The organism is Pedobacter sp. GR22-10 (assembly GCF_026239715.1).
Classification (GTDB): domain Bacteria; phylum Bacteroidota; class Bacteroidia; order Sphingobacteriales; family Sphingobacteriaceae; genus Pedobacter.
Map to the genome: position 1 here is coordinate 879,536 of NZ_JAPIVR010000002.1, position 22,489 is coordinate 902,024.

A 22,489-nucleotide genomic window follows, 5' to 3' on the forward strand; every position below is an offset into this window, starting at 1 on the left:
TTAAACTTTGGGATGTTCACTTCAATAGGGAATTCTATCACTTCATTATTACAACAATCTTATTCAATCATTCAAAATTCTGTCACGCTCTCAATCATTCATTAATTATTGTCTCACTCGCTAATTCAATCATGCTATCACTCACTAATTATTAATTAAGCCATCGCCGGAATCTCTCCTACAATCACTTTATTCTTTACTTTTTCTTTCTCCTCTTTAGCTCCTCCAATGGCATTTTCTTCCACATCTCTACTTACACTCAGGATAATACCAAAGGCTACACTGGTAAAAATCATTGATGTTCCACCCATACTCACCAATGGTAAAGGCACGCCCGTTACCGGGCCCAAACCTACGGCTACTGCCATATTTGCAAAAGCCTGAATGGTTAAACTAAAACTCAAACCGGCAGCCAGCAGTGCCCCGAAAGCCTTCGGAGCCTTGGTCACTATTTTTATGCATCGGTATAAAAGCACCAGGTAAAGCACCATAATGACAATTCCGCCCAGTGTTCCCCATTCTTCAATAATAATGGCGAAAATAAAATCGGAATACGGATGGGGAAGGAAATTGCGCTGTGTACTATTACCTGGTCCTTTACCAAAAACACCACCAGTGGCCAGGGCAATTTTTGCCTGATCGGCCTGGAAAGTTTTATCTGAATGCTGCATCTCCGGATGCATGAACGTATTAATCCTCGACATGTAAGTCTTCCGCCTCGGCCCGAGGAAGAATACAAATAACAATAACACAAGACCACCCGCACAAACAATAGCTATTTGCTTGATACTAATCCTGCCGATAATTAACAGCAAAATACTTACACCGAAAAGCATTAGTGCCGTTGAAAGGTTAGCCAATGCAATCAGTACAAAAACCACACAAACGGAGCCCATGATTGGTAAAAAGGACTCTTTTACATCTTTAATATTCTCCTGTTTTTTCGTCAGCATCCTGGCCAGAAATGTTATTAAAGCCAATTTTGCCAAATCGGATGTTTGAAAAGTCAATCCGATTACCGGAATCTTTACCCAGCGTGACGCATCGTTTAAATTTGTTCCAAAAATTAAGGTGTAAACCAGTAATGGAATCGTGATAATCATTAATATTTTAGATATACCTGCGTAATACCTGTAATCCAGCAAATGTGCAATGTAAATCATCCCAATCCCCATCAAAACAAAGATGAGGTGTTTGGTTAACAGCAATTTCTCTACGGCTTCGCCCTTTTTATAGGCCAAAGTTCCCGTTGCACTATAAACTGCCATTACAGAGATAAGCGAAAGCAAGATGATGATCAACCAGATCCATCTATCGCCTTTTGTTTTATCAAGTAGTGCTTGGAACATATATTAGCCTCCTATATTATAATTCTTTAACTGCTGCTTTAAACTGGTTGCCGCGGTCTTCATAGTTTTTAAATAAATCAAAACTGGCACATGCAGGTGAAAGTAAAACTGCATCTCCGCGTTTGGCCAGATGAAAAGCAATCTGAGTGGCTTCATCAGCAGAAAACGTATTTACAATAACTTCCACATCATCTTCAAAGGCATCATGAATCCGTTTGTTATCCTTACCTAAACACACAATCGCTTTCACTTTACTTTTTACCAGATCTTTTAGCATGTTGTAATCATTGCCTTTATCAACTCCGCCCATAATCAACACCACATCGGCTGTCATACTTTCCAGCGCATACCAGGTAGAATTCACGTTGGTGGCCTTGCTATCATTGATAAAATCAATTCCTGATATCTTAGCTACATGTTCTAACCTGTGCTCAATATTTTTGAAATTGCCCATACTTTCACGAATGGTCTCATTTCTTAACTCTAAAACCTTCGCAACAATGCCCGAAGCCATAGAGTTGTAAATGTTGTGCTTGCCTTGTAAGGCTAAATCTGAAATAGACATGGTTAGTTCTTTATTAGGTTCTGTTAGGATATGTATGGTTTGTGCTGCTAAATAAGCACCAGGTTCATTCTTTTTAATAATGGAAAACGGAAATACATTTGCTAAAGGCTTAAAGGCCTGCACTGCTTTTACAGTTTCTTCATCATCGGCACAATAAATGAAGACATCATCTGCCGTTTGATTTTGAATAATGCGCATTTTGGATGCAACATAATTTTCCATTTTGTAATCGTAACGATCTAAATGATCAGGCGTGATATTTAAGAGCACAGCAATATCTGCCTTGAATTTAAACATATCATCAAGCATGAAACTGGAGATTTCCAGCACATAATAATCATAGTCCTTATCAGCTACCTGCGCTGCGAAACTGTGACCAATATTTCCTGCAAGTCCTACATTTAAACCCGCATTTTTCAAAATGTGGTACGTAAGCAAACTGGTGGTTGATTTACCGTTTGATCCTGTAATGCAGATGGTTTTCGCCGTGGTATACCTTTTGGCAAATTCAATTTCTGAAATGACAGGCGTTCCCTGGGCGATTAATTTTCTAATGATCGGTGCAGTTGGCGGAATACCAGGGCTTTTGATTACTTCTGTTGCATTTAAAATCAATGCTTCAGTATGTTTTTCTGATTCAAAAGGAATGTTCAGTTTCTCTAATGCTGATTTATATTTATCGGCAATTACGCCGAAATCTGAAACGAATACCTCAAAGCCTTTGACCTGTGCAAGTTTCGCTGCACCAACGCCACTTTCGCCTGCGCCCAAAATAACCACACGGCCCTGCCCTGCCATTGCTGACTGCGGGTTTTCTAATGTGTTATTTTGAACTGTGTTCATTTTTAATTAGTATTTAGTATCAAGTCAAGAAGCTTAATAGCCAATTTTTTATTAATCTTTATTTATTTAAGAAGGTTAGCATTTTTTTTACCTTCTACCTTAAAGCCTTCCGCCTAGGTTTATCTCAATTTTAACGTTACTATTGTGATGATGGCCAGCATGATTCCGATGATCCAGAAGCGCGTTACAATCTTTGCCTCATGATATCCCTTTTTTTGATAGTGGTGGTGCAAAGGTGACATCAGAAAAATCCTGCGGCCTTCTCCAAACCGCTTCTTCGTGTATTTAAAGTACGATACCTGCATAATGACAGACACCAATTCCACCAAAAAAACGCCGCATAGAACCGGAATCAACAGTTCCTTGCGGATCATTAAAGCGAAGGAAGCGATGATTCCCCCAATGGCCAAACTTCCGGTATCGCCCATAAAAATCTGAGCCGGATAAGAATTATACCAAAGAAAACCTACACAAGACCCAACAAATGCGCCTGCAAAAATCATCAGCTCTGCTGAATTTGGAATGTACATGATGTTCAGGTAATCGGCCATTACCGTGTTACCCGAAACATAAGCCAAAATCCCTAAGGTAATCCCGATGACAGCGGATGTTCCAGTGGCTAAGCCATCTATCCCATCAGTTATATTGGCTCCGTTTGATACCGCCGTGATAATGAAAACGGTAATGAGCAAAAAGATGATGAAGGCAAACTTTTGATAATCACCACCTAAAAACTTCAATACCTTTGCGTAATCAAATTCATTATTCTTATAAAAAGGCATATTGGTTTTGGTCGATTTCACATCCTGAGTGTAATAAAATGTTTCCCCTTTCTGACGCAATACCATCGGGGCCGGCGAGGTCACTTTTACATCATCCTGAACCGTTTCTCTCACCACAATATTGGGATGAAAATACATCGTCGTACCAACAATTAAACCTAAACCTACTTGCCCAACAACCTTAAACTTGCCTGCTAAACCTTCTTTATTTTTTTTGAAAACCTTAATATAATCATCCAGGAAACCAACTGCACCCATCCAAATGGTGGTAATGATCATCAGGATCACATAGATATTGGAAATATTGGCAAACAATAAAGTTGGAATCAGAATCCCCAACAAGATGATAATCCCTCCCATTGTCGGAGTGCCTTGTTTTTGCATCTGCCCTTCCAAGCCAAGATTTCTAACCGTTTCTCCAACCTGTTTTTTGTGGAGATAATCGATTAACCTCCGTCCGTAAACGGTTGTAATGACCAAAGACAAAATAATAGAAATCGACGCACGGAAAGTGATATACTGGAACAACCTTAATCCAGGAATGTCATAATGCTTATGCAAGTATTCGAATAATAAATATAACATTAGCTGTTCGGGTTTAGTTGTGCTAGTAAAATTTCTTTATCGTCAAAATGGTTCCTTACGCCATTAATTTCCTGGTATTTTTCATGTCCTTTTCCGGCAATGAGGATAATATCACCGCTTTTTGCCAAATGACAGGCTGTTTTAATGGCTTCCCTTCTGTCTAAAATGGATAAGGTTTTACGTTTATTGGTAGGTGAAACACCTGCTTCCATCTCTGTAATAATACTTTGAGGATCTTCCGTTCTTGGATTATCAGAAGTTAAAATCACTTTATCACTCCAATCGCAGGCCACCTGTGCCATCACCGGCCGTTTGGTTTTATCCCGATCGCCACCGCAACCAATTACCGTAATTACCTGTTCTGTTCCCTTGCGGATATCTGCAATTGTGCCTAATACATTTTGAACCGCATCTGGTGTATGGGCGTAATCTACAATACCAATAATTTTATCTGAAGAAACAATATAATCAAAACGACCTTCAGCGCCGGTTAAACGACTTAAAGAAGTTAATACTTTCAATTTATCCTGTTCCAGCAAGATGGCTGTTCCGTATACCGCCAATAAATTATAGGCATTGAATGAACCAATCAACTTGAAATACACATCTTCATTGTCGATATCCAGGTGCAATCCGCTAAAACCGTTCTCCACAATTTTAGCTTTAAAATCTGCCAGTTGTTTCAAGGCATAAGTTTTTTTATGCGCCTTTGTATTCTGCAGCATCACCAAACCATTTTTATCATCAATGTTGGTCAGTGCAAAGGCTGACTTTGGAAGCATATCAAAAAAGGATTTCTTAGCCTTTAAATAGCTTTCAAAAGTTTTGTGAAAATCCAGGTGATCATGGGTCAGATTAGAAAACACACCTCCTGAAAAGCTTAAACCTTCAATTCTATGTTGAGAAACCGCATGTGAACTCACTTCCATGAAACAATAATCACATCCGGCGTTTACCATATCACTTAGTAACTGGTTAAGCGCAATCGGATCTGGAGTAGTATGTGTTGCCGGTATAACGGTATCATTGATATAATTTTCTACCGTTGAAATTAATCCGGTTTTATAGCCTAAATCTTTAAATAATTTAAATAGAATAGTGGCAATGGTGGTTTTACCATTTGTTCCAGTAATGCCAATCAGCTTTAAATCGGCAGAAGGATTACCAAAATAATGACCTGCCATAATACCCAAAGCTACAGCCGTATTTTCTACCTTAATATAGGTGACGGTAAAATCATGAACTTCAGGAAGATTTTCACACACAATTACAGTTGCTCCCTGCGCAAGAGTTTGCGCTATAAACTGATGGCCATCAGCCAGCGTTCCCACTACTGCAAAAAAAACATCGTCTTTACCAACCTTGCGTGAATCAAAGTGGAGCGCATTGATTTCCCTATCGGTTTTCCCAACCAATTCTTTAATCGTTACGCCATATAGTAAATCTTGTAATTGCATTTTGTTTTTTAATTAGAGAAGGATTGAATTAGAGAATAAAAGAATGTGGCTATCGCCTTTAACATTCACTCATTCAAATTCTATCATTCAATTATTTCACTTAATTAGAGAATAAAAGAATGTGGCTATCGCCTTTAACATTCACTCATTCAAAATTCTATCATTCAATTATTTCATTTAATTAGAGAATAAAAGAATGTGGCTATCGCCTCTAACATTCACTTATTCAAAATTCTATCATTCAATTATTTCATTTAATTAGAGAATAAAAGAATGTGGCTATCGCCTCTAACATTCACTCATTCAAAATTCTATCATTCAATTATTTCATTTAATTAGAGAATAAAAGAATGTGGCTATCGCCTCTAACATTCACTTATTCAAAATTCTATCATTCAATCATTTAATTCAACTCTATCTGTACGCCTAAACCTCTTCCTACTTTAGTGCCGGCGGCGATGGACTGGCTGATGACCTTACCGGAACCTGCCACTTTCGTTTTTAAGCCTGCATTACCCAAAAGGTATAATGCATCTTTCAACCCCATTCCTGCAACATTTGGCATGACCCCTCTTCGTTCTGTATTTTCCTGGTAAACGGCTCCTGCACTGGTATCAATGATGTTATAATACTCCGATTTAGATGCAAACAACGGTTTGTAACCAAATGATTTATATACCTTTTGCGTAGCTTTACTTTGACCGGCTTTTGTTGGTGGATTACCAGTGTTCCCAACTAATCTTGTCGGCATATCATTGTACATCTGCATATCACTGGCATAAATCCGGTCAGCTACTTCACGAAACACCGGTCCGGAAACCAGGGCACCATAATATCCACCTCTGGGATCATTAATCACGACAATCATCGAATATTTAGGCTTATCGGCCGGGAAATACCCAACAAAAGAAGCCTGATATTGCTTTTTAGCTTTGTAACCTTTATTGGCATCCGCTACCTGTGCGGTACCCGTTTTACCTGCAATTTTATATAAAGGGTTGCGTACATATTGCTTTCCACTACCTTCAGTCACCACACCTTCGAGCATTTTCTTTATTTTACTTAAGGTTACATCCGAGCATATTTTATCATTGATCACCCTGGCTTTAAATTGTTCAATCGGATTTCCAAGTCTCCTGACTTCCTTTACAAAAATTGGTGCAATATATTTACCATTATTGGCCACCGCATTATAAAATGACAGCATTTTTAAAGGTGTAAGCTGCATTTCATAACCATAAGCCATTTGCGGGAGGGTCATTTTCCCCCAGCTTCTATTTGATGGATTTTTAATAACAGGTTTTGCTTCTCCGGGAATCTGCAATTCCAGCTTTTCATTCAAATGCCAGTTATACAGATGGTCCGTAAAACGTTTTGGATTTTCACCATACCGGTTATTAATCAGGTAAGCGATTGCGGCATTTGATGATTGCTCAAAAGCTTTCTTAACCGTAACAACCCCAATACTTCCATGTGAATCTTTAATCATATGCCCAGGAATCTTATAATTTCCTGTTCCTACCATGGTATTCGTATCCACTAACTGATCTTCCAGCAAAGCCATATAGGAAGCCAGTTTAAAAGTTGAACCAGGATCCTGATTACCGGCTATGGCATAGTTAAACTTCTCTTTATAAACACCTTCTTCTACTTTTGAGAAATTGGCTACTGCCCTGATTTCTCCTGTGGCCACTTCCATTACAATCACCGCACCATGATCTGCATCATAGGCAATCAGCTGTTTTTCAAGCGCACTCTGCGCCAGATCCTGCATATTCACATCAATGGTGGAGATAATATCCGCGCCATCTTTCGGTGCCACCTCAGCCTCTTCATTTACCGGAATATAAACGCCTCCGGCAATCCGCTGCATTAATCGCTTACCTGTTTCGCCATTGATATACTCCTTATAAGCACCTTCCAAACCTACACCGTTGGCTACATTTTCATTTTTATAACCAATGGTACGGGCAGCCAGTGCCTGAAACGGAAGAATTCGCTTGTTCTGCTGCACAGCAATTAAACCACCACTGAATTTACCAATGTTATAAAGCGGAAAAGTCCTGATCGTTTTCAGATCGGCATACCCCACTTTACGGTGAATCAATAAATACCTGGCGCTATCTTGCCTGCCTTTACGTAGCATCCGGGCATAATCCTTAGCAGTTTTATCATTAAAAATCTGCGACAATTTGAGCCCCAGAGAATCGACCTTTTCATTGAAAACCTTATCATCTGCAATTCCACCTGCATACATATCCATACGAAGTTCGTATTCCGGAACAGATGTAGCCAGCAAACTCCCGTCGTTAGAATAAATATTCCCGCGGGTAGCCTCTACATTAACATAGCGTGTTGACAGGCTATCAGCCATTGCCTTCCATTTTTTACCTTGCAAAAACTGCACCTGACCGAGGCGTAAAAACACCGCAAAAGCAAAAAGCACAATTAAGCCAAATGCCAGGTATACGCGAAGCAAGATGTTTGCTCTAATATTCATCGCTTTTAACAATTATTTTTTTTGGTGGTTCAATCAGTTCCTTTATTCCGAGGGTATCTACCTTTTTGGCTACTTCTGTCAACTTACTCTTGAACATCAGATCTGCCTTTAACGATTTATACTCCCATCTTAATTCTTTTACTTCTTTATTTAACTTATCAATACGGCGAACATTGTTTACCGCAAAGTGGCTGTTGGCAATGTAAATCATCCCCAAAAAAGCCAGAAAACACAAATAAGGCAAAGCATCTGTTGCCGCCTCTTTTGATACCAAGCCATCATTAAAAAGCTTACTGATAAACGAATTACTATCCATTTTTTCTTCAGCTGTTTTTGGTTTTTTAGGCGCAGCCTTTAGCTCCGGCTCAGGTCCGATCTCCTCTTCTTCTATATCTTCCCTGAACTTATTCATATCTTCTCTGCTATTCTCAATTTCGCACTTCTAGCCCTGTTGTTCAGCACAATTTCCTCATCCGAAGCTACAACAGCTTTACGCGTAACCACATTAAAAGGCTTCTGTTGATTTCCAAAAAAATCTTTTTCAACCTCTCCCTGAAATTTACCTTTTGCCATAAAATTCTTTACCGGCCGGTCTTCCAATGAATGATAAGACATCACAACCAGTCTGCCACCAGGCTTTAAAACATCGGCAGCCTGCTGTAAAAAATCTTCCAGCACTTGTATTTCGGCATTCACTTCAATACGTAAAGCCTGAAAAACCTGCGCCAGGTATTTATTTTCTTTTCCTTTCGGGATGTAGGCAGAAATAGCAGCCTTTAAACTATCAATATCTGTAAATGGCATTTCCAAACGAGCAGTTACAATAGCACGCGCCAATGATTTTGCATTTTTAACCTCTCCGTATATCCCAAAAATTTTATGAAGCTTATCTTCAGTATAAGTATTTAACACTTCTGCAGCCGTTAAATGACGGTGCTGATCCATCCGCATATCCAGATCGGCATTGTGCCGGATCGAAAACCCACGCTGAGGAACATCAAACTGATGAGATGAAACCCCTAAATCAGCCAAAATGCCATCAACCTGCCTTACACCGTTTAAACGAAGATTATTTTTTAGAAATCCGAAATTCTGATCGATAAAAACCAATCGTTTATCATCCGGAATATTTTGTTGCGCATCAGGATCCTGATCAAAAGCAATCAATTTACCTTTATCACTGAGGTGCTTTAAAATTTCTCTCGAATGCCCGCCACCACCAAAAGTAACATCAACATAAACCCCGTCAGGATTAATATTAAGCCCCTCAATACAAGGTTGCAACATCACCGGAACATGGTAATTATTCTCCATCAATGCCTCCTTTCTTGTTACCCATTACCTTTTGAGCAAGATCTGCAAAGTTTGCAGGCACGTCATCAAAAATATCTTCGTAAGATTTTTTATCCCAAACCTCAATCCGGTCTAACTGACAAGCTAAGACCAGATCACTACCAATACCCGCATACTCTACCAATGATTTAGGCAGCAATACACGACCAGCCGCATCAAGCGAAAGCTCGGTGGCACCACGGGTAAAAGCCCGAACAAAAGCGCGGTTTTCCTGATCGTAAATATTTAGCTTGGCCAGATCGGCCACAACGGCATCCCAAACATTCTTAGGATAGATCACCAGATTTTTTTCGAAACCACGGTTAATAATAAGCCCTTCCTTCTCGGCATCAGGCAATTGCTTCTTAAGCGCAGCGGGTACCATAAGGCGTCCCTTTGCGTCAAGTTTACAATCGAATTCTCCTAAAAGTTGGGTCATAGTGGTATCTACACTTTTTATCTAGTGTAAAAGTAAAGAGTTCTACCACTTTTTACCACATTTTACCACAAAAAAGTTTTCAACATCTTTTTTGTTACATTAAAGCATACTCATTGAATCAAAAAATATGTTGAGCAATACACATAACATACTATAAACACTAATAATCAGCACTTTAAAAACATTGGTTTATTGAAGTGGGAAGCAAGCCCAAAAATTAATTCTCAGCTCCAAATTTAGGCTAATTAATTCCGAAATGCATGAGTAAGGCTACAAATTGGCTAAATGATCCTGGTCAATATCGATTGGAAGATATTTTTTTTGATGGAAATTCAGATTAAACTTCTATATAATTTTATGGCCGTAATTATTACTTTGAAGCGAAATGATATTAGTAATCCTTACTTGAGGTCATTTCAAGACCAACGATTTAAATAATACCTTAGAAATTTTATTTAGATCTTATACCCAGGCTTTTTTCCATAAAATTAAATCCAAAGAAATAATAGATAAAAAACTTATAGGAATTTTATTTTTCCCCCTTATGACATCTGTCAAATATCACTATATAAGGAATGAGAGAAAGTACAAGACCATGCATCTTATTTCTTATTCTAGATGATTAAAAGAAATTGTCTTTGGAGCTAAGCGAAATGAGAAGGGATGAGTGTGTTAAAGAGAACGAAGCTAAGCCAGATTTTTAAATAGTTATCGGATGAACATAACATATTATTCATCCGATAACCAAATTAACTATTCGTTAATTGCTTTAACGCCAGGTAATTCTTTACCTTCCATATATTCTAATAAAGCACCGCCACCTGTTGATACGTAGCTAACTTGATCTTCCATACCGAATTTAGCAATTGCAGCAGCAGAGTCGCCACCCCCAATTAATGAAAAGGCACCATTCTCGGTTGTAGCAGCCACCACAGCATCAGCCACTGCTTTTGTACCGACCTGGAAATTTTCCATTTCAAAAACACCCATCGGACCATTCCATAATAAAGTTTTAGAGTTCTTAATCACATCCTGAAATAATGCAACTGATTTCGGACCGATATCTAATCCCATCCAATCAGCAGGAATCTGACCTGAATCTACATCTTTCTTATTAGCGTCGTTCGCAAACTTATCAGCGATTACCGTATCTACAGGCAAAATTAAATTTACGCCTTTAGCTTTTGCTTTCTCCATTAACTCCAATGAAAGTTCTTGCTTATCCGCTTCCAAAAGCGAAGTACCAATTTCGCCACCTTGTGCCTTAGCAAAAGTATAGGCCATACCGCCACCGATGATCAGGTTATCTACTTTATCCAGTAACTTTTCGATTAATAAGATTTTATCCGAAACTTTTGCGCCGCCCATAATCGCAGTAAAAGGACGTTCTGCATGGTTTAAGATTTTCTCTGCATTTTCTACTTCCGAAGCCATTAAATAGCCAAAGTATTTCGCATCAGGGAAAAACTGGGCAATAATTGAAGTTGAAGCATGTGCACGGTGAGCTGTACCAAAAGCGTCATTCACGTACACATTACCCAGTTGAGATAATTTCTCGGCAAAAGCTACATCGCCTTTTTCTTCTTCTTTATAAAAGCGGAGATTTTCTAATAACAGCACTTCACCCGGAAAAAGATTTTTTGCCTGGTTAACAGCATCTTCACCAATACAGTCGGCAGCAAATTTCACTTCCAGATCAAGCATCCGCGATAAATCGCCCAGAATATGTTTTAAAGAGTATTTGTTAGTAGGGCCATCTTTTGGTCTGCCCAGGTGAGACATTAACACAACAGAACCGCCATCATTTAAAATTTTAGTGATGGTTGGCAATGCCGCACGCATTCTTTTATCATCGGTAATTTTAAATTCTTCATCAAGAGGCACGTTAAAATCTACCCTGATAAGCGCTTTTTTATCTTTAAAATTTAACTGATCGATTGTTTTCATGTTTATATATTATTTTAGTTTTAGTCGCATTTCATAATGGAAACCAATACCTGGAATGTCAAATTCAGGTGATTCATTGATAAAGCCTATTTTTTTATAGAAAGTTACAGCGGCAGATCTTGCATTGCACCAAAGGTAATCGGTATGATATTCTTTCAGATATTCGACCGCAAAATGAATTAATGCTGCGCCGTAACCCCGGCCACCATAATCAGGATGTGTAGCCATTCCGCGGAGTTGATAACCTTCACCATCTTCCGGAAAAAAATCATTCCGCATAAAGGTAGCTACAGAAAGGATTTGATCATCTTTCACGTAACCGAGATGAAAGGTATCATAGGCTTGATCTCCATCAAAAACACATTCATTCAATGGCTTACCATTTCTCAACATCAGGCTTCTTAGCGGGAGAACTTCTTCAGGAAGAATGAATTTAACCATATTTTACTTTAACAAAAGTGTTGTACTTACTTACAAGGCAAATACAAGGATGTTTTTCAAGAGCCTTGGCAAAGTTAGCAAAGCATTTGAAACCTGATTAAAATTGAGGTAAGAATTTTGTTAATGACTTTTATTATCACCAGCAAATTGTGGTATTGACGAGGATGTCAGGAATATGGTAGATGAGCGAATAATGCATCTTTTTGAAAAAGCAGTCATAAAATCCCATGAAAAGGATTCTATGACTGCCTTAAATTTATTTACTTTTCAGTTCGTTAACCGGTGTGGTTAATGTAAAAGCTTTGTGTACTTTTTCTACTTCCAGTTCTTTAGCCAAAGAAAATTCTGCAGATTGTTTTATTGATAATGATGAGGTACCAATGTTAACTTTATAGGTTCCTGCTTCAGCTACCCATGCACTTCTGCTTTCCATAAACGAAGCGAGATCTTTTGGAGACAGTGTAAGTTGCACAGTTTCTGACTGACCAGGTTTTAACAACTTTGTTTTAGCAAATGCTTTTAACTCTTCCACCGGTTTATCAACGTTTTGATGTGGTGCTGAAAGATAGAGTTGTACAATTTCCTTCCCGGCAACCTTTCCCGTGTTCTTAACGGTAACTGAAGCCGTCAATTTTCCTTCGAAAGTTTTGCTGCTTAATTTTAGGTTGGCATATTCAAAACGGGTATAAGATAATCCGTAACCAAACTCAAAAGATGGTTTTACTTTGAAGGTATTAAAATAACGGTAGCCTACATAAATACCTTCGGCATAAGTTACGTTTTCAGGGTTGGATGCAGGTGTACCCAACCAGTTTTTGGCTGAGGGCGTATCTTCATATTTCACCGGGAAAGTCATGGTTAATTTCCCTGAAGGTGTTACTTTACCACTAAAAATATCAGCTACAGAGTTTCCACCTTCCTGACCAGGCTGCCAGGACAATAAGATGGCATCTACTTTATCTTTCCAGCTGGCCGTTTCAATCACGCCGCCAATATTTAAAATTACCACCACTTTTTTGCCTTTTGCATGAAAAGCTTCAGTTACATTATTCATCAGGTTTACCTCATCCGCAGCCAGGTTAAAGTCATTATCTACAGTACGATCGCCTCCCTCACCAGAATTTCTTCCGATGGTGATCACCGCCAGTTCAGTCGATGCTGCCTTTTTTGCAATCAGCTCTTTATTTAAATCCAGCTCGGGCAATCTTTGCGGCAATGCCAGAATTCCCCGTTTTTTACGGCTTTCCAATTCTGCTGCCTTTTCTTTTGCTGCAAATGGCGTGTATAACGTTTTAAGCTCATCATCCAATTTATAGCCGCCCTTTTCCAGCCCCTCGATCAAGGAAACCGTATAAGCTTCATTCACATCACCACTTCCGGTTCCGCCCGAGATGAAATCGTATGAGGTTACCCCAAAAGCTGCAATTGATTTTCCTTTGGCCTGATAAGGCAATAAATGATCATTATTTTTCAACAAAATCATGCCTTCGGCAGCCGCACTCCTGGTCACCTCAGCATTAGCTTTTAAATCCGGGTGATCAGTATATTTATATTTCGCCATGGTTGGAGATTTGAAGACCAGCTCCAAAATTCTCTTAATGTTTGTTTCTACTACAGCTTTTGAAAGTTTACCATTTTTCATATTTTCAAGAATGGCTTTTTTCTGTGCAGGGAGGCCGGGCATTAATAAATCATTTCCTGCCTCAAGCTGGGCAACAACATTACTGGTACCACCTTGCAGTGAACTAAATCCGGCGTAACCGCCAAACCAATCCGTCATTACAATTCCTTTAAAGCCCCATTCATCGCGAAGAATATCCGTTAACAAATCTTTTCTTGCTGAAGTATAAGTTCCGTTAATCAGGTTATAAGATGACATCACCGTCCAGGGATTGGATTCTTTAACAGCAATTTCAAAGCCTTTTAAGTAAAGTTCACGCATGGCTCTTTCGGTAATGTGTTCATTAATAGAAAGGCGATTGGTTTCCTGATTATTAGCGGCAAAGTGCTTAATGGATGTCCCTACACCGTTAGACTGGATGCCATTTACCATGGCTGAAGCAATTTTACCAGACACTAATGGATCTTCGGAGTAGTATTCAAAATTCCGGCCATTTAAAGGATTGCGGTGAATATTTAAGGCAGGAGCCAGCAGCACATCTACCCCATATTCTTTCACTTCATTTCCCATGGCTTTACCAACAATCTGGATTAATGCCGGGTTCCAGGTAGAGGCGAGCGCAGTGCCCACCGGAAAAGCTGTACAGTAATAGGTGTTCTTATCCTTTTCACGAATGGGTTTAATGCGTAATCCGGCAGGGCCGTCGGCTACAATAATTTCCGGAATCCCTAAACGCTTGATGGCATAGGTGCCACCGGCTGCTCCCGGAACACGACCTTCTATTGCACCAACCACTGGTGTTAAACCATCAAAACCAGGCATGCCTGTGCCCATTAACATAGATGCTTTTTCTTCATCAGTCATTTTGCTGATCAAATCATCAATGCGCTCACTGACCGGTAAACGGTAATCTTCATATTTGTCTAACCTTCCGTTTCTGTTTAAATCTTCGAAAGTAAAACCATTTATGGTAATCCTAAGTGGTTTTTCTGTGTGTTTCGGGGATGCATTTTTCCAGGAGAGATTTGAAAATACCAATGCTGCCATCAGCGATAGCTTTAAAGTCTGATTTACGTGATGCTTTTTCATATTTTATCTATTTGGCTATGATTAGTTTAATAATTTGTGATATTTTAACCAGTCTTCAAACCGGTCAACCCAGCTATCAACAGGCAGATTTTGCTTTCCCATTCCGAAGCCATGACCACCCTTTTCATATATGTGCAACTCTGCCGGGTAACCACCTTCCAGCCATTTATTATACAACTGAATACTTCTGGGTGCAAGTTTTAGCTGATCATCTGTTGCGGCACATACAAATAAAGGAGTGCTGAGTTTAGGTAAAGGCTTTTGTAACAGTGCTGCAGAAACACCACCATAAATGGACGCCGCAAAATTTGGAACGAAGTTGCCGTTATTGTTCAATACGGTTTGCATGGCAACAGTACTGCCTGCGGAAAAGCCAATAATGCCAATCTGATTGGTTTTAATACCATATCTGGACGCATTTTCATAAACGTACTGAAGGGCTTTTTTTCCATCATGTGACGACATTTCAATTAACGGTGCAGTACTTTTTTCGAAAGCAGCCCGGTCTTTCAGTTTATCCATCATTTCTTTTGCAGGATCATTCGAAATGGTTTCGAGTAAACGATATTTTAAAACAAAAGCAGTAATTCCCTTTTCACTCAATCTTTTGGCTAAATCTATCCCTTCCCTGTTGATGGATAAACTCTGGAAACCACCACCAGGTGCAATTACCATGGCTGTACCTGTATTTTTCACACCTTCAGGCACTTTATAAACCAGAACCGAGGGATCAGTCACATTGTAAACCACTTCTGTTTTAAAGAGCTCGGAATAAACCTGTGCTTCTTTCTGCTTCCAGTTTTCAGACCCTGGCGCCTTGCCGTTATAAAGTTTTATAACCTCCTGTGCCTGAATGGAGAAAGAAAATCCAAGGGCGGTAAGTAGTAATAAGGGGATTTTATTTTTCATGGGATTCTATTTTGTTATTGTCAATCTAAATTTCAAAGCACTATCTTAAATGAGATAGCATCAGCATAAAATTTCTGTTCGTTATTTTTTATATTTTTCTGTTCTTGCATCTTTGATTACGCCTTTCCAGTTTAAGCCATAAGCAAAATCATAGCGGTTCCCATCTGTATCCTGATGTGGAATTAAATCAAAGGGGACGTCCTCTTTCTGTTTTTCCACAGTTGCCATATTTGCCGGCATTTGCAAAGGCAACAAACCTGATGGTTCAGTTTTGCCTGAAATAATATCTAAAACAGCTTGTGTGGAAACACCAAAATTCAGTACAATGCCATTTACACTTTTCTCAAACTCATTAAAAATCATCGGTTTTGATGCGGTAACTGAAACGATAACCGGTTTTTCTTTCATCATTTCGCGGGTATCGAGAATGGTCCGCAAATCCATGGTATTGGATGCAGTAACCGTTTTGTCCTTATAGTTCCGGTCTTTAATAGTTGGGTCGATTACAGGATCGCCGGCAGCAATGCTTTTGGATCTGGCACTTTCTGCAGTATAGGTTCCGTATTGCAAGCTGATGGGCACATAACCATTACTGCCACTCTTGCGATCGTTGATATCATAACCACCTTCAGCACTTTGCGGACTGCTTACAAATACGATAGCAAAATCTGCCTGATCAGGTACATCTGTTACGTTGTAATATTTTTTAACCAGTTCTATATTAACCGGGTATTCAAACTTTGCAGCCGTATAAATGCCCCACCAGTCTTTGGTGGCCGCTGTGTATATTTTGGGGATATAAACCGTTTGTTTTGTTTTTACCGGAAGTACGTTAGCACTGTTTTTTAACAGTATAACAGATTTTAACTGTGCGTTATATCCTGCTTTCATAAATTCAGCATTGCCAACAATTGCTTTGGTTTCGGCTACATTTAAGTAAGGGTTTTCAAAAAGCCCGACACGGAATATGTTTTTAAGTAAGCGCACGGCAGACCTTTCAAAACGGGCCCGCATAAATTTTTCGCCGTATTCTTTTATGCCCATTTGATAGGCTTCCAAAACAGGTTTCTGATCATTATTACCGCCAAACTGATCTACGCCTGCCATTAAAACTTTATAATGTCTCTGGGCAATGGTTAAAGCTTCGGCACCCCAGGGTTTACCGGCAAAAAGATTTGGCGTTTTTCCTTCATCACCAGTAACGAGCCAATCGGTACATACTACGCCATCATAGCCATATTGATCTCTCAATAAATCGGTAATTATATACTTACTGAAGCCATTGGCTACATTTTCCTTATACTTTTTATCCTGATCAAAAGTGATGGTATAATAAGGCATTACTGCTGATGCTTTTGCTGTTTTTCCTTTTAGTTTAAAAGCACCATTTACAAAGGGATCAATATGTTGCTGCAAATTATTGCCGGGGTAAACCGTAAATTTTCCATAAGCCCAATGCCCGTCTCTTCCCCCTTCTTCTGCCCCGCCACTTGGCCAGTGTTTTACCATTGCATTTACACTTTGATAACCCCAGCCATCCTTAATTTCATCTTTTCCATAAGAAGTTTGAAAACCATCAATGTAGGCGCGCCCCATATCTGTGGTTAATAACGGGCTTTCGCCAAAAGTCATTGCAATGCGATACCAGCGGGGTTCGCTTCCAAGGTCAATCTGGGGAGACAATGCCGTTGCAATGCCAAGGGCCCTGTATTCTTTCGCTGCGATTTGACCAAACTGTTCCACAATTTCCGGATCGAAGGTTGCCGCCATGCCCAAACCATCAGGCCACATGGAAATTTTACCACCCGCACCAGCATTAAACTCACTTGTGGCTATTGCGGTATGCCGCGGATCCGAACTGTTATTTGCCGGGATGCCTAAACCAATGCCTTCAACAAAAGCCTGAACATTGTTATTCCAGGTGGCTGCAATTTCCGGCGTTTGCACACTGGTTAACAAGACATGGCGCAGGTTATCCTTTTTTAAAAAAAGCTTTTGCTGATCAGTTAAATCTGATGCCTTCGCCTTACTCTCCGGAAACACCTTACCACCGTAAGTACCCATATTGTATCCGGCTACGCCTGCCGGCAATGCCTGGTGCCTGCTGTAAAGCATTAAGCCGGCAATTTGTTCTACCGTCATTTTTGAAGCCAGGTCTTTTGCCCTTTCATCTGCGGTTAAACGCCAGTCTTCATACCGGTCTAGTTTGCCGTTTTGATTTAGATCTTTAAACTTTAATCCGTTAACCGATAATATTTTAACACCCGAACTGGTGGAATAGCCAAGCATGGCACCACGGTTATTTTTAACGATGGAGAACTGTTGCGCAGTTAATGAAAAATTCGTCAACAGGGCTATGGACAGGGTTACTGTAATTTTCTTCATTTGGTTAGAATCTGAAATTTAATGAGGCTTCAACGGTAAACGGACGGATATAGGAACCTACTAAAATCTGGTTGTAATAAGCAGATGCATCTGTAATTAACTCGGCACCGTTAATGGTACCTTTCGCACCGGTCTGGTTTAAGAAGTTAACTGCAGTTACACCGAAGTCAAAATGCTTGTTCACTTTATAATTTATACCGCCAAAGGTTTCCCAGCGTGCAGCAAAGTAAAGTGCATTGGTTAAGTTAGCAAATTGCTTGCTGAAATAGCGAAAACTGGCCCAAACTTTAAAATCTTTGTAGGTATAACTTGGATCAATCTCCATTAACACTTTAGAAATCTCCAGTACGTTTTTATTATCGTATGAGTAGTTATTTCCAAAGGCGGTGAAGTTGTAATTCTTATAAATTGGATTTTGAAAAGTAACGAGATAGTGGATATTGAAACCTTTAAACGGATTGGCTACAATGTCGGTAGTCCAACCCAATGTTTGTATGTCATAGTTTACTGTCGCCACCTGCGACTCGCTGGCATTACCGGGATTCACCAGGTTTAAACGAGAGAAGTAATTGTTTCTGGTTAAATAAGTAGCCTGAGAAACGACACTAAATTTATCGTGATTATAGTAGATACCAAAAGCACCCAGCGGACTTTTAGTTTTAGACATGTTTGGCACTACCGCACCTGAATAGCTTTCCAGTCGGCCGTTATTCTCCGCATAGGTAAAATCAGCCAGTAAGCCAAGCCTATTGGTAATTTTGTAAACGGCATTTACTGATCCCCCAAAATGGAACCAGTTGTTATCAATCGGGCTTGTTTGTGTAGGATCGAATACAAAGCCTGCGGTACGTGGTGTTTGGTAATAATTTCCGCTTAATTTCTGGTATCTTAAATTAATGCCATAGTTGAGAGAGAATTTATCTGAAATGCTCCAGTTGTCTGAAAAATAGGTAGACAATTTATTTTCATAGCCATCATGATATTCTCCGCCAACATTATAGTTGTAAAAACCATCGGCATCTGTATTTGAAGTTCCGCCTGGTGTATTCCGTACCAGCTTTTCCGGGTTAGCTGAAACGGTTTGATAATAGAATGACCGGCTGGAAGTGTATTGATCCACATTATAATAATATTCGGTTAACCCCAGTCTTAAATTGTGGTCATTTACTTTTTTTGTTAATTCAAATCTTGAAAGAAAAGTTTGTGTAGGCGTTTTAGGGGTAGATAAGCCCAGCATTGAATTGACATTTCCGGTGTAAGCCTGTCCGTTACTTACATATGAAAAACCATCATTGGAGCCGGCCTGAAGAATGCCTAATGGAATATTGGTTAATGTTGTGGCTTTCGCAAATCTTAAACGTGTACTAAAATTAAATTTCCAGTCGTTCTTAAGTTTATAATTTCCAAGCACATCAAAGCTGTGAGAGCTTGATGCAGCATCATTTCCACCTTCATTCTTAAAAGAAAACGCACCTGTACGGATATCCTTAAACTTCATGATCCCATCATTGATGATGTAAGAATCCCTGCCAATTCGAAAGTTATCCAGCTCTTCAACCTGCCCGTTTTCTTTATATTTAAACACGGCATAATTGGTTAACGAAATGGAATTGGCATATTTATACAGAAAACTGATCTCACCTTTATCTTTTTTGAATCGTTTGGTTAAGCCGGCACGATAAATTTGTGTTTTATCCGAATAATTGGAAAATTGCACATCAAAAGAATTGGGATCATAGTTTTGGTAAATGCCAGCTACATATGACCAACCATTTGATATTGGCCCCGAAACATTTACATCCCCTTTTAACCAACCATAATGGCTGCCAGATAAATTACCAACAACTTCTAATTTTGGTGTACCCAGTTTTGTATAGGAATTAACCGCAAAACCCAAATCACCTGTGGTAATCACTGATTCTCCTATTTTTAATAAACCTGTTTTTTGCAGGCTCACACTTTGGCGCCAGGTTCTGTTAGGCAATTCAGGCCAGAAAAAGTAAACGACAGGCAGGTTATTTTCCTGAATGGTAATGCCGCCTACCGTTGATGGCAAACCGATATTAACATCCCTCGGACCAGTATTATTTGCTGCGTTCAGCATGACGTTTCTATTATCTTCTTCTTTTTTCTCGCCAATTTTCTTTTGAGGAATGGAATCTCTTTTTATTTTTTCTTGCGCATAAGACGAAATGTATAATACGGAAAGTACTAACATCAGGGTACTCTTTAGGGTGCTCATAGCCAACTCGGATTAAGTATGTAATTTTTAAAGTAGTTTTTCAGCAAAAAAATGAAGGAAAGCGATATTGGTTAGCGTAAATCAGCATATTTATCATTGCTTCATTATGAAGCAATATTAATATGTTTAATTAAGAAAAACAAATTATTAATTTTAGAAGTCATTAATTCATATAAAATAAACCTATGATCAATCAGGATATTAAAGATAAAAGTGTGGAGTTATGGCGAAGTTCAATCCCTCATATTTCAATAGACAGTGTGGTATTCGGCTTTCTGAACAACCAGTTAAATGTGTTATTGCTGAAGCTTAAAGAGGAAGAAAACTGGATTTTACCTGGTGGATATTTGCAAAAGGATGAAAGTATTGATGATGCAGCAAAAAGAATTTTATATGAAAGAAGTGGTGCCGATAAAATATTTCTGAATAATTTTTGTGTGTTTGGAGACCTCAACCGATCTGAAGAATATTTTAAGGATTATCCTGATGACCTGTGGCATAAGCAGCGTTTTATTACCATCGGTTATTATGCATTGGTTGACCAGACCAAGGTAAAACCGGTACCTGATAACTTCACCGACCGTTGTGAATGGATGCCGGTTAATGCCCTTCCCAGATTGGTAATGGACCATGAAACAATCATCAAAAAAGCATTGAGCACCTTAAGGGAACATATCAGTTATAAACCTATCGGCTATAATTTACTTCCTGAAACTTTTACACTTCCTGAATTGCAGGGACTTTATGAGGCTATTCTCGGAGAAAAACTAAACCGTGGGAATTTTTATAGAAAAATGATGCGTTACGATATCCTCATTAAACTTGACCAGCAGCGAAGAGGCGGTGCCTATAAAGCACCTGACCTGTATAAATTTGATGAAGCAAAATATAAAAAAGCACTGAGTGGATTAAACTGGTAAATCATTCAGGCTTGATCATAATACTCAAGCCTGAATAATAATATTGAAGAACCAGGGGGAAACCAATTGTTAATTATATTCGTTCAACTGGTTTATTTTCTTTACAATATCAACCAGGCGTGAACTGTAGCCAAATTCATTATCATACCAGCCCACCACCTTTACCATATCGCCAACAATAGAAGTTAAAAGCGAATCAAAAATGCAGGAATGCGGATTATTGATAATATCTACCGATACAATCGGATCTTCAGTATATTCAATTACACCGGCCAGTTCATTCGCTGCAGCACTTTTAAATGCAGCATTAATTTCACTGATGGTGGTTTTCTTTTTTAATAAACAGGTAAAATCAGTCAGTGATCCGTTCAACACCGGAACCCTTATTCCAGCTCCGCCTAAACAGCCATCCAACTCTGGAAAGATGTGAGTAATGGCTTTCGCCGCACCTGTAGTAGTGGGGATTATGGATGAAGATGCAGCCCTTGCCCGGCGCAAATCTTTATGATTGGAATCATGCAGGTTCTGATCACCTGTCATAGAGTGAATGGTAGTGATATAGCCTTCTTCAACACCCCAATGATCATTCAGGATTTTTATCATGGGCGCAATATTATTGGTCGTACAGCTGGCATTAGATAAGATTTCACTTTTAAGGTCAATCTGATCATCATTTACGCCCAGTACCACCATTGGAATATCATCTGCTGCAGGTGCTGAAATTAATACCTGCCTGGCGCCGGCCTTAATGTGTTGTCCTGCCGTGTCTGTTGTCAGGTTTTTCCCGGTGCAATCTATTACGAGGTCAACCCTAAGGGCAGACCACGGTAATTCTTCAGCTTCTTTAATGGAAAAAACAGGAATGGTAAGTTTATCAATAACCAGTGCATCAGGTTTCGAGGCTACTTCGCCATTAAAAACACCATGTACAGAATCATATTTAAAAAGATGGGCCATGGCTTTGGCATCAGCCAGGTCATTGATGGCTACTACCTCAAAGCCCTCAAGCAATGCCAAACGCAAAAAAGTTCTGCCTATTCTCCCGAAACCATTTATCGCAAGCCTCATATTAAAAATTTAGAG

General features: G+C 39.3%; 16 protein-coding genes. 1 reads left to right on the plus strand and 15 read right to left on the minus strand.

Features of this window, described 5'->3' with window-relative positions; all coding sequences use genetic code 11:
- Positions 1-155: 155 nt before the first annotated feature.
- From OQX64_RS11290 to OQX64_RS11355, 14 genes are all read right to left on the minus strand, one after another.
- Positions 156-1,349: an FtsW/RodA/SpoVE family cell cycle protein gene (locus OQX64_RS11290; protein WP_088300064.1), complete on the minus strand. Its 1,194-nt coding sequence runs from the start codon at positions 1,347-1,349 to the stop codon at positions 156-158.
- 16 nt (positions 1,350-1,365) lie between these two features.
- Complete coding sequence (murD, locus tag OQX64_RS11295; protein WP_265818834.1) at positions 1,366-2,757, minus strand: UDP-N-acetylmuramoyl-L-alanine--D-glutamate ligase; 1,392 nt, start codon at positions 2,755-2,757, stop codon at positions 1,366-1,368.
- A 119-nt stretch (positions 2,758-2,876) separates the two neighbouring features.
- Positions 2,877-4,124: a phospho-N-acetylmuramoyl-pentapeptide-transferase gene (mraY, locus tag OQX64_RS11300; protein WP_029282979.1), complete on the minus strand. Its 1,248-nt coding sequence runs from the start codon at positions 4,122-4,124 to the stop codon at positions 2,877-2,879.
- Complete coding sequence (locus OQX64_RS11305) at positions 4,124-5,581, minus strand: UDP-N-acetylmuramoyl-L-alanyl-D-glutamate--2,6-diaminopimelate ligase (protein WP_088300065.1); 1,458 nt, start codon at positions 5,579-5,581, stop codon at positions 4,124-4,126. The genes mraY and OQX64_RS11305 overlap by 1 nt, the downstream gene beginning before the upstream one ends.
- 403 nt (positions 5,582-5,984) lie before the next feature.
- A complete protein-coding gene (locus OQX64_RS11310; RefSeq protein WP_265818835.1) occupies positions 5,985-8,081 on the minus strand; it encodes a penicillin-binding protein in 2,097 nt (698 codons plus the stop codon).
- Positions 8,071-8,493 carry an FtsL-like putative cell division protein gene (locus OQX64_RS11315; protein WP_029282973.1) on the minus strand — a complete coding sequence of 141 codons (423 nt, stop codon included), beginning with the start codon at positions 8,491-8,493 and terminating at the stop codon, positions 8,071-8,073. The genes OQX64_RS11310 and OQX64_RS11315 overlap by 11 nt, the downstream gene beginning before the upstream one ends.
- A complete protein-coding gene (gene rsmH, locus OQX64_RS11320; RefSeq protein WP_265818836.1) occupies positions 8,490-9,395 on the minus strand; it encodes a 16S rRNA (cytosine(1402)-N(4))-methyltransferase RsmH in 906 nt (301 codons plus the stop codon). The genes OQX64_RS11315 and rsmH overlap by 4 nt, the downstream gene beginning before the upstream one ends.
- Entirely contained in the window at positions 9,385-9,852 is a 468-nt protein-coding gene (mraZ, locus tag OQX64_RS11325; protein WP_265818837.1) for a division/cell wall cluster transcriptional repressor MraZ, read from the minus strand. The genes rsmH and mraZ overlap by 11 nt, the downstream gene beginning before the upstream one ends.
- 753 nt (positions 9,853-10,605) lie before the next feature.
- The gene (locus tag OQX64_RS11330) at positions 10,606-11,799 is read right to left on the minus strand and encodes a phosphoglycerate kinase (RefSeq protein ID WP_322974872.1); all 1,194 of its coding nucleotides are present in this window, start codon (positions 11,797-11,799) and stop codon (positions 10,606-10,608) included.
- Positions 11,800-11,808: 9 nt separating this feature from the next.
- Positions 11,809-12,240: a GNAT family N-acetyltransferase gene (locus tag OQX64_RS11335; protein WP_265818838.1), complete on the minus strand. Its 432-nt coding sequence runs from the start codon at positions 12,238-12,240 to the stop codon at positions 11,809-11,811.
- Positions 12,241-12,496: 256 nt separating this feature from the next.
- Positions 12,497-14,950 (minus strand): glycoside hydrolase family 3 N-terminal domain-containing protein, encoded by a 2,454-nt coding sequence (locus tag OQX64_RS11340; protein WP_265818839.1) that lies wholly within the window; start codon positions 14,948-14,950, stop codon positions 12,497-12,499.
- A gap of 21 nt (positions 14,951-14,971) precedes the next feature.
- Positions 14,972-15,859 (minus strand): alpha/beta hydrolase, encoded by an 888-nt coding sequence (locus OQX64_RS11345; protein ID WP_265818840.1) that lies wholly within the window; start codon positions 15,857-15,859, stop codon positions 14,972-14,974.
- 81 nt (positions 15,860-15,940) lie between these two features.
- A complete protein-coding gene (locus tag OQX64_RS11350) occupies positions 15,941-18,244 on the minus strand; it encodes a glycoside hydrolase family 3 protein (protein WP_265818841.1) in 2,304 nt (767 codons plus the stop codon).
- A 4-nt stretch (positions 18,245-18,248) separates the two neighbouring features.
- A complete protein-coding gene (locus OQX64_RS11355; RefSeq protein WP_265818842.1) occupies positions 18,249-20,486 on the minus strand; it encodes a hypothetical protein in 2,238 nt (745 codons plus the stop codon).
- A 185-nt stretch (positions 20,487-20,671) separates the two neighbouring features.
- Here OQX64_RS11355 and OQX64_RS11360 point away from each other — a divergent pair, with 185 nt between their 5' ends.
- Complete coding sequence (locus OQX64_RS11360; protein WP_265818843.1) at positions 20,672-21,406, plus strand: NUDIX hydrolase; 735 nt, start codon at positions 20,672-20,674, stop codon at positions 21,404-21,406.
- Positions 21,407-21,475: 69 nt separating this feature from the next.
- Here OQX64_RS11360 and gap read toward each other — a convergent pair whose 3' ends face one another.
- Positions 21,476-22,474: a type I glyceraldehyde-3-phosphate dehydrogenase gene (gene gap / locus OQX64_RS11365; RefSeq protein WP_265818844.1), complete on the minus strand. Its 999-nt coding sequence runs from the start codon at positions 22,472-22,474 to the stop codon at positions 21,476-21,478.
- Positions 22,475-22,489 lie beyond the last annotated feature (15 nt).

What these genes read in the sequence shown, in the direction of transcription:
- OQX64_RS11290 (WP_088300064.1), bottom strand. Translation starts at nt 1,349, where the DNA reads ATGTTCCAAGCACTACTTGATAAAACAAAAGGCGATAGATGGATCTGG.
- murD (WP_265818834.1), bottom strand. Translation starts at nt 2,757, where the DNA reads ATGAACACAGTTCAAAATAACACATTAGAAAACCCGCAGTCAGCAATG.
- mraY (WP_029282979.1), bottom strand. Translation starts at nt 4,124, where the DNA reads ATGTTATATTTATTATTCGAATACTTGCATAAGCATTATGACATTCCT.
- OQX64_RS11305 (WP_088300065.1), bottom strand. Translation starts at nt 5,581, where the DNA reads ATGCAATTACAAGATTTACTATATGGCGTAACGATTAAAGAATTGGTT.
- OQX64_RS11310 (WP_265818835.1), bottom strand. Translation starts at nt 8,081, where the DNA reads ATGAATATTAGAGCAAACATCTTGCTTCGCGTATACCTGGCATTTGGC.
- OQX64_RS11315 (WP_029282973.1), bottom strand. Translation starts at nt 8,493, where the DNA reads ATGAATAAGTTCAGGGAAGATATAGAAGAAGAGGAGATCGGACCTGAG.
- rsmH (WP_265818836.1), bottom strand. Translation starts at nt 9,395, where the DNA reads ATGGAGAATAATTACCATGTTCCGGTGATGTTGCAACCTTGTATTGAG.
- mraZ (WP_265818837.1), bottom strand. Translation starts at nt 9,852, where the DNA reads ATGACCCAACTTTTAGGAGAATTCGATTGTAAACTTGACGCAAAGGGA.
- OQX64_RS11330 (WP_322974872.1), bottom strand. Translation starts at nt 11,799, where the DNA reads ATGAAAACAATCGATCAGTTAAATTTTAAAGATAAAAAAGCGCTTATC.
- OQX64_RS11335 (WP_265818838.1), bottom strand. Translation starts at nt 12,240, where the DNA reads ATGGTTAAATTCATTCTTCCTGAAGAAGTTCTCCCGCTAAGAAGCCTG.
- OQX64_RS11340 (WP_265818839.1), bottom strand. Translation starts at nt 14,950, where the DNA reads ATGAAAAAGCATCACGTAAATCAGACTTTAAAGCTATCGCTGATGGCA.
- OQX64_RS11345 (WP_265818840.1), bottom strand. Translation starts at nt 15,859, where the DNA reads ATGAAAAATAAAATCCCCTTATTACTACTTACCGCCCTTGGATTTTCT.
- OQX64_RS11350 (WP_265818841.1), bottom strand. Translation starts at nt 18,244, where the DNA reads ATGAAGAAAATTACAGTAACCCTGTCCATAGCCCTGTTGACGAATTTT.
- OQX64_RS11355 (WP_265818842.1), bottom strand. Translation starts at nt 20,486, where the DNA reads ATGAGCACCCTAAAGAGTACCCTGATGTTAGTACTTTCCGTATTATAC.
- OQX64_RS11360 (WP_265818843.1), top strand. Translation starts at nt 20,672, where the DNA reads ATGATCAATCAGGATATTAAAGATAAAAGTGTGGAGTTATGGCGAAGT.
- gap (WP_265818844.1), bottom strand. Translation starts at nt 22,474, where the DNA reads ATGAGGCTTGCGATAAATGGTTTCGGGAGAATAGGCAGAACTTTTTTG.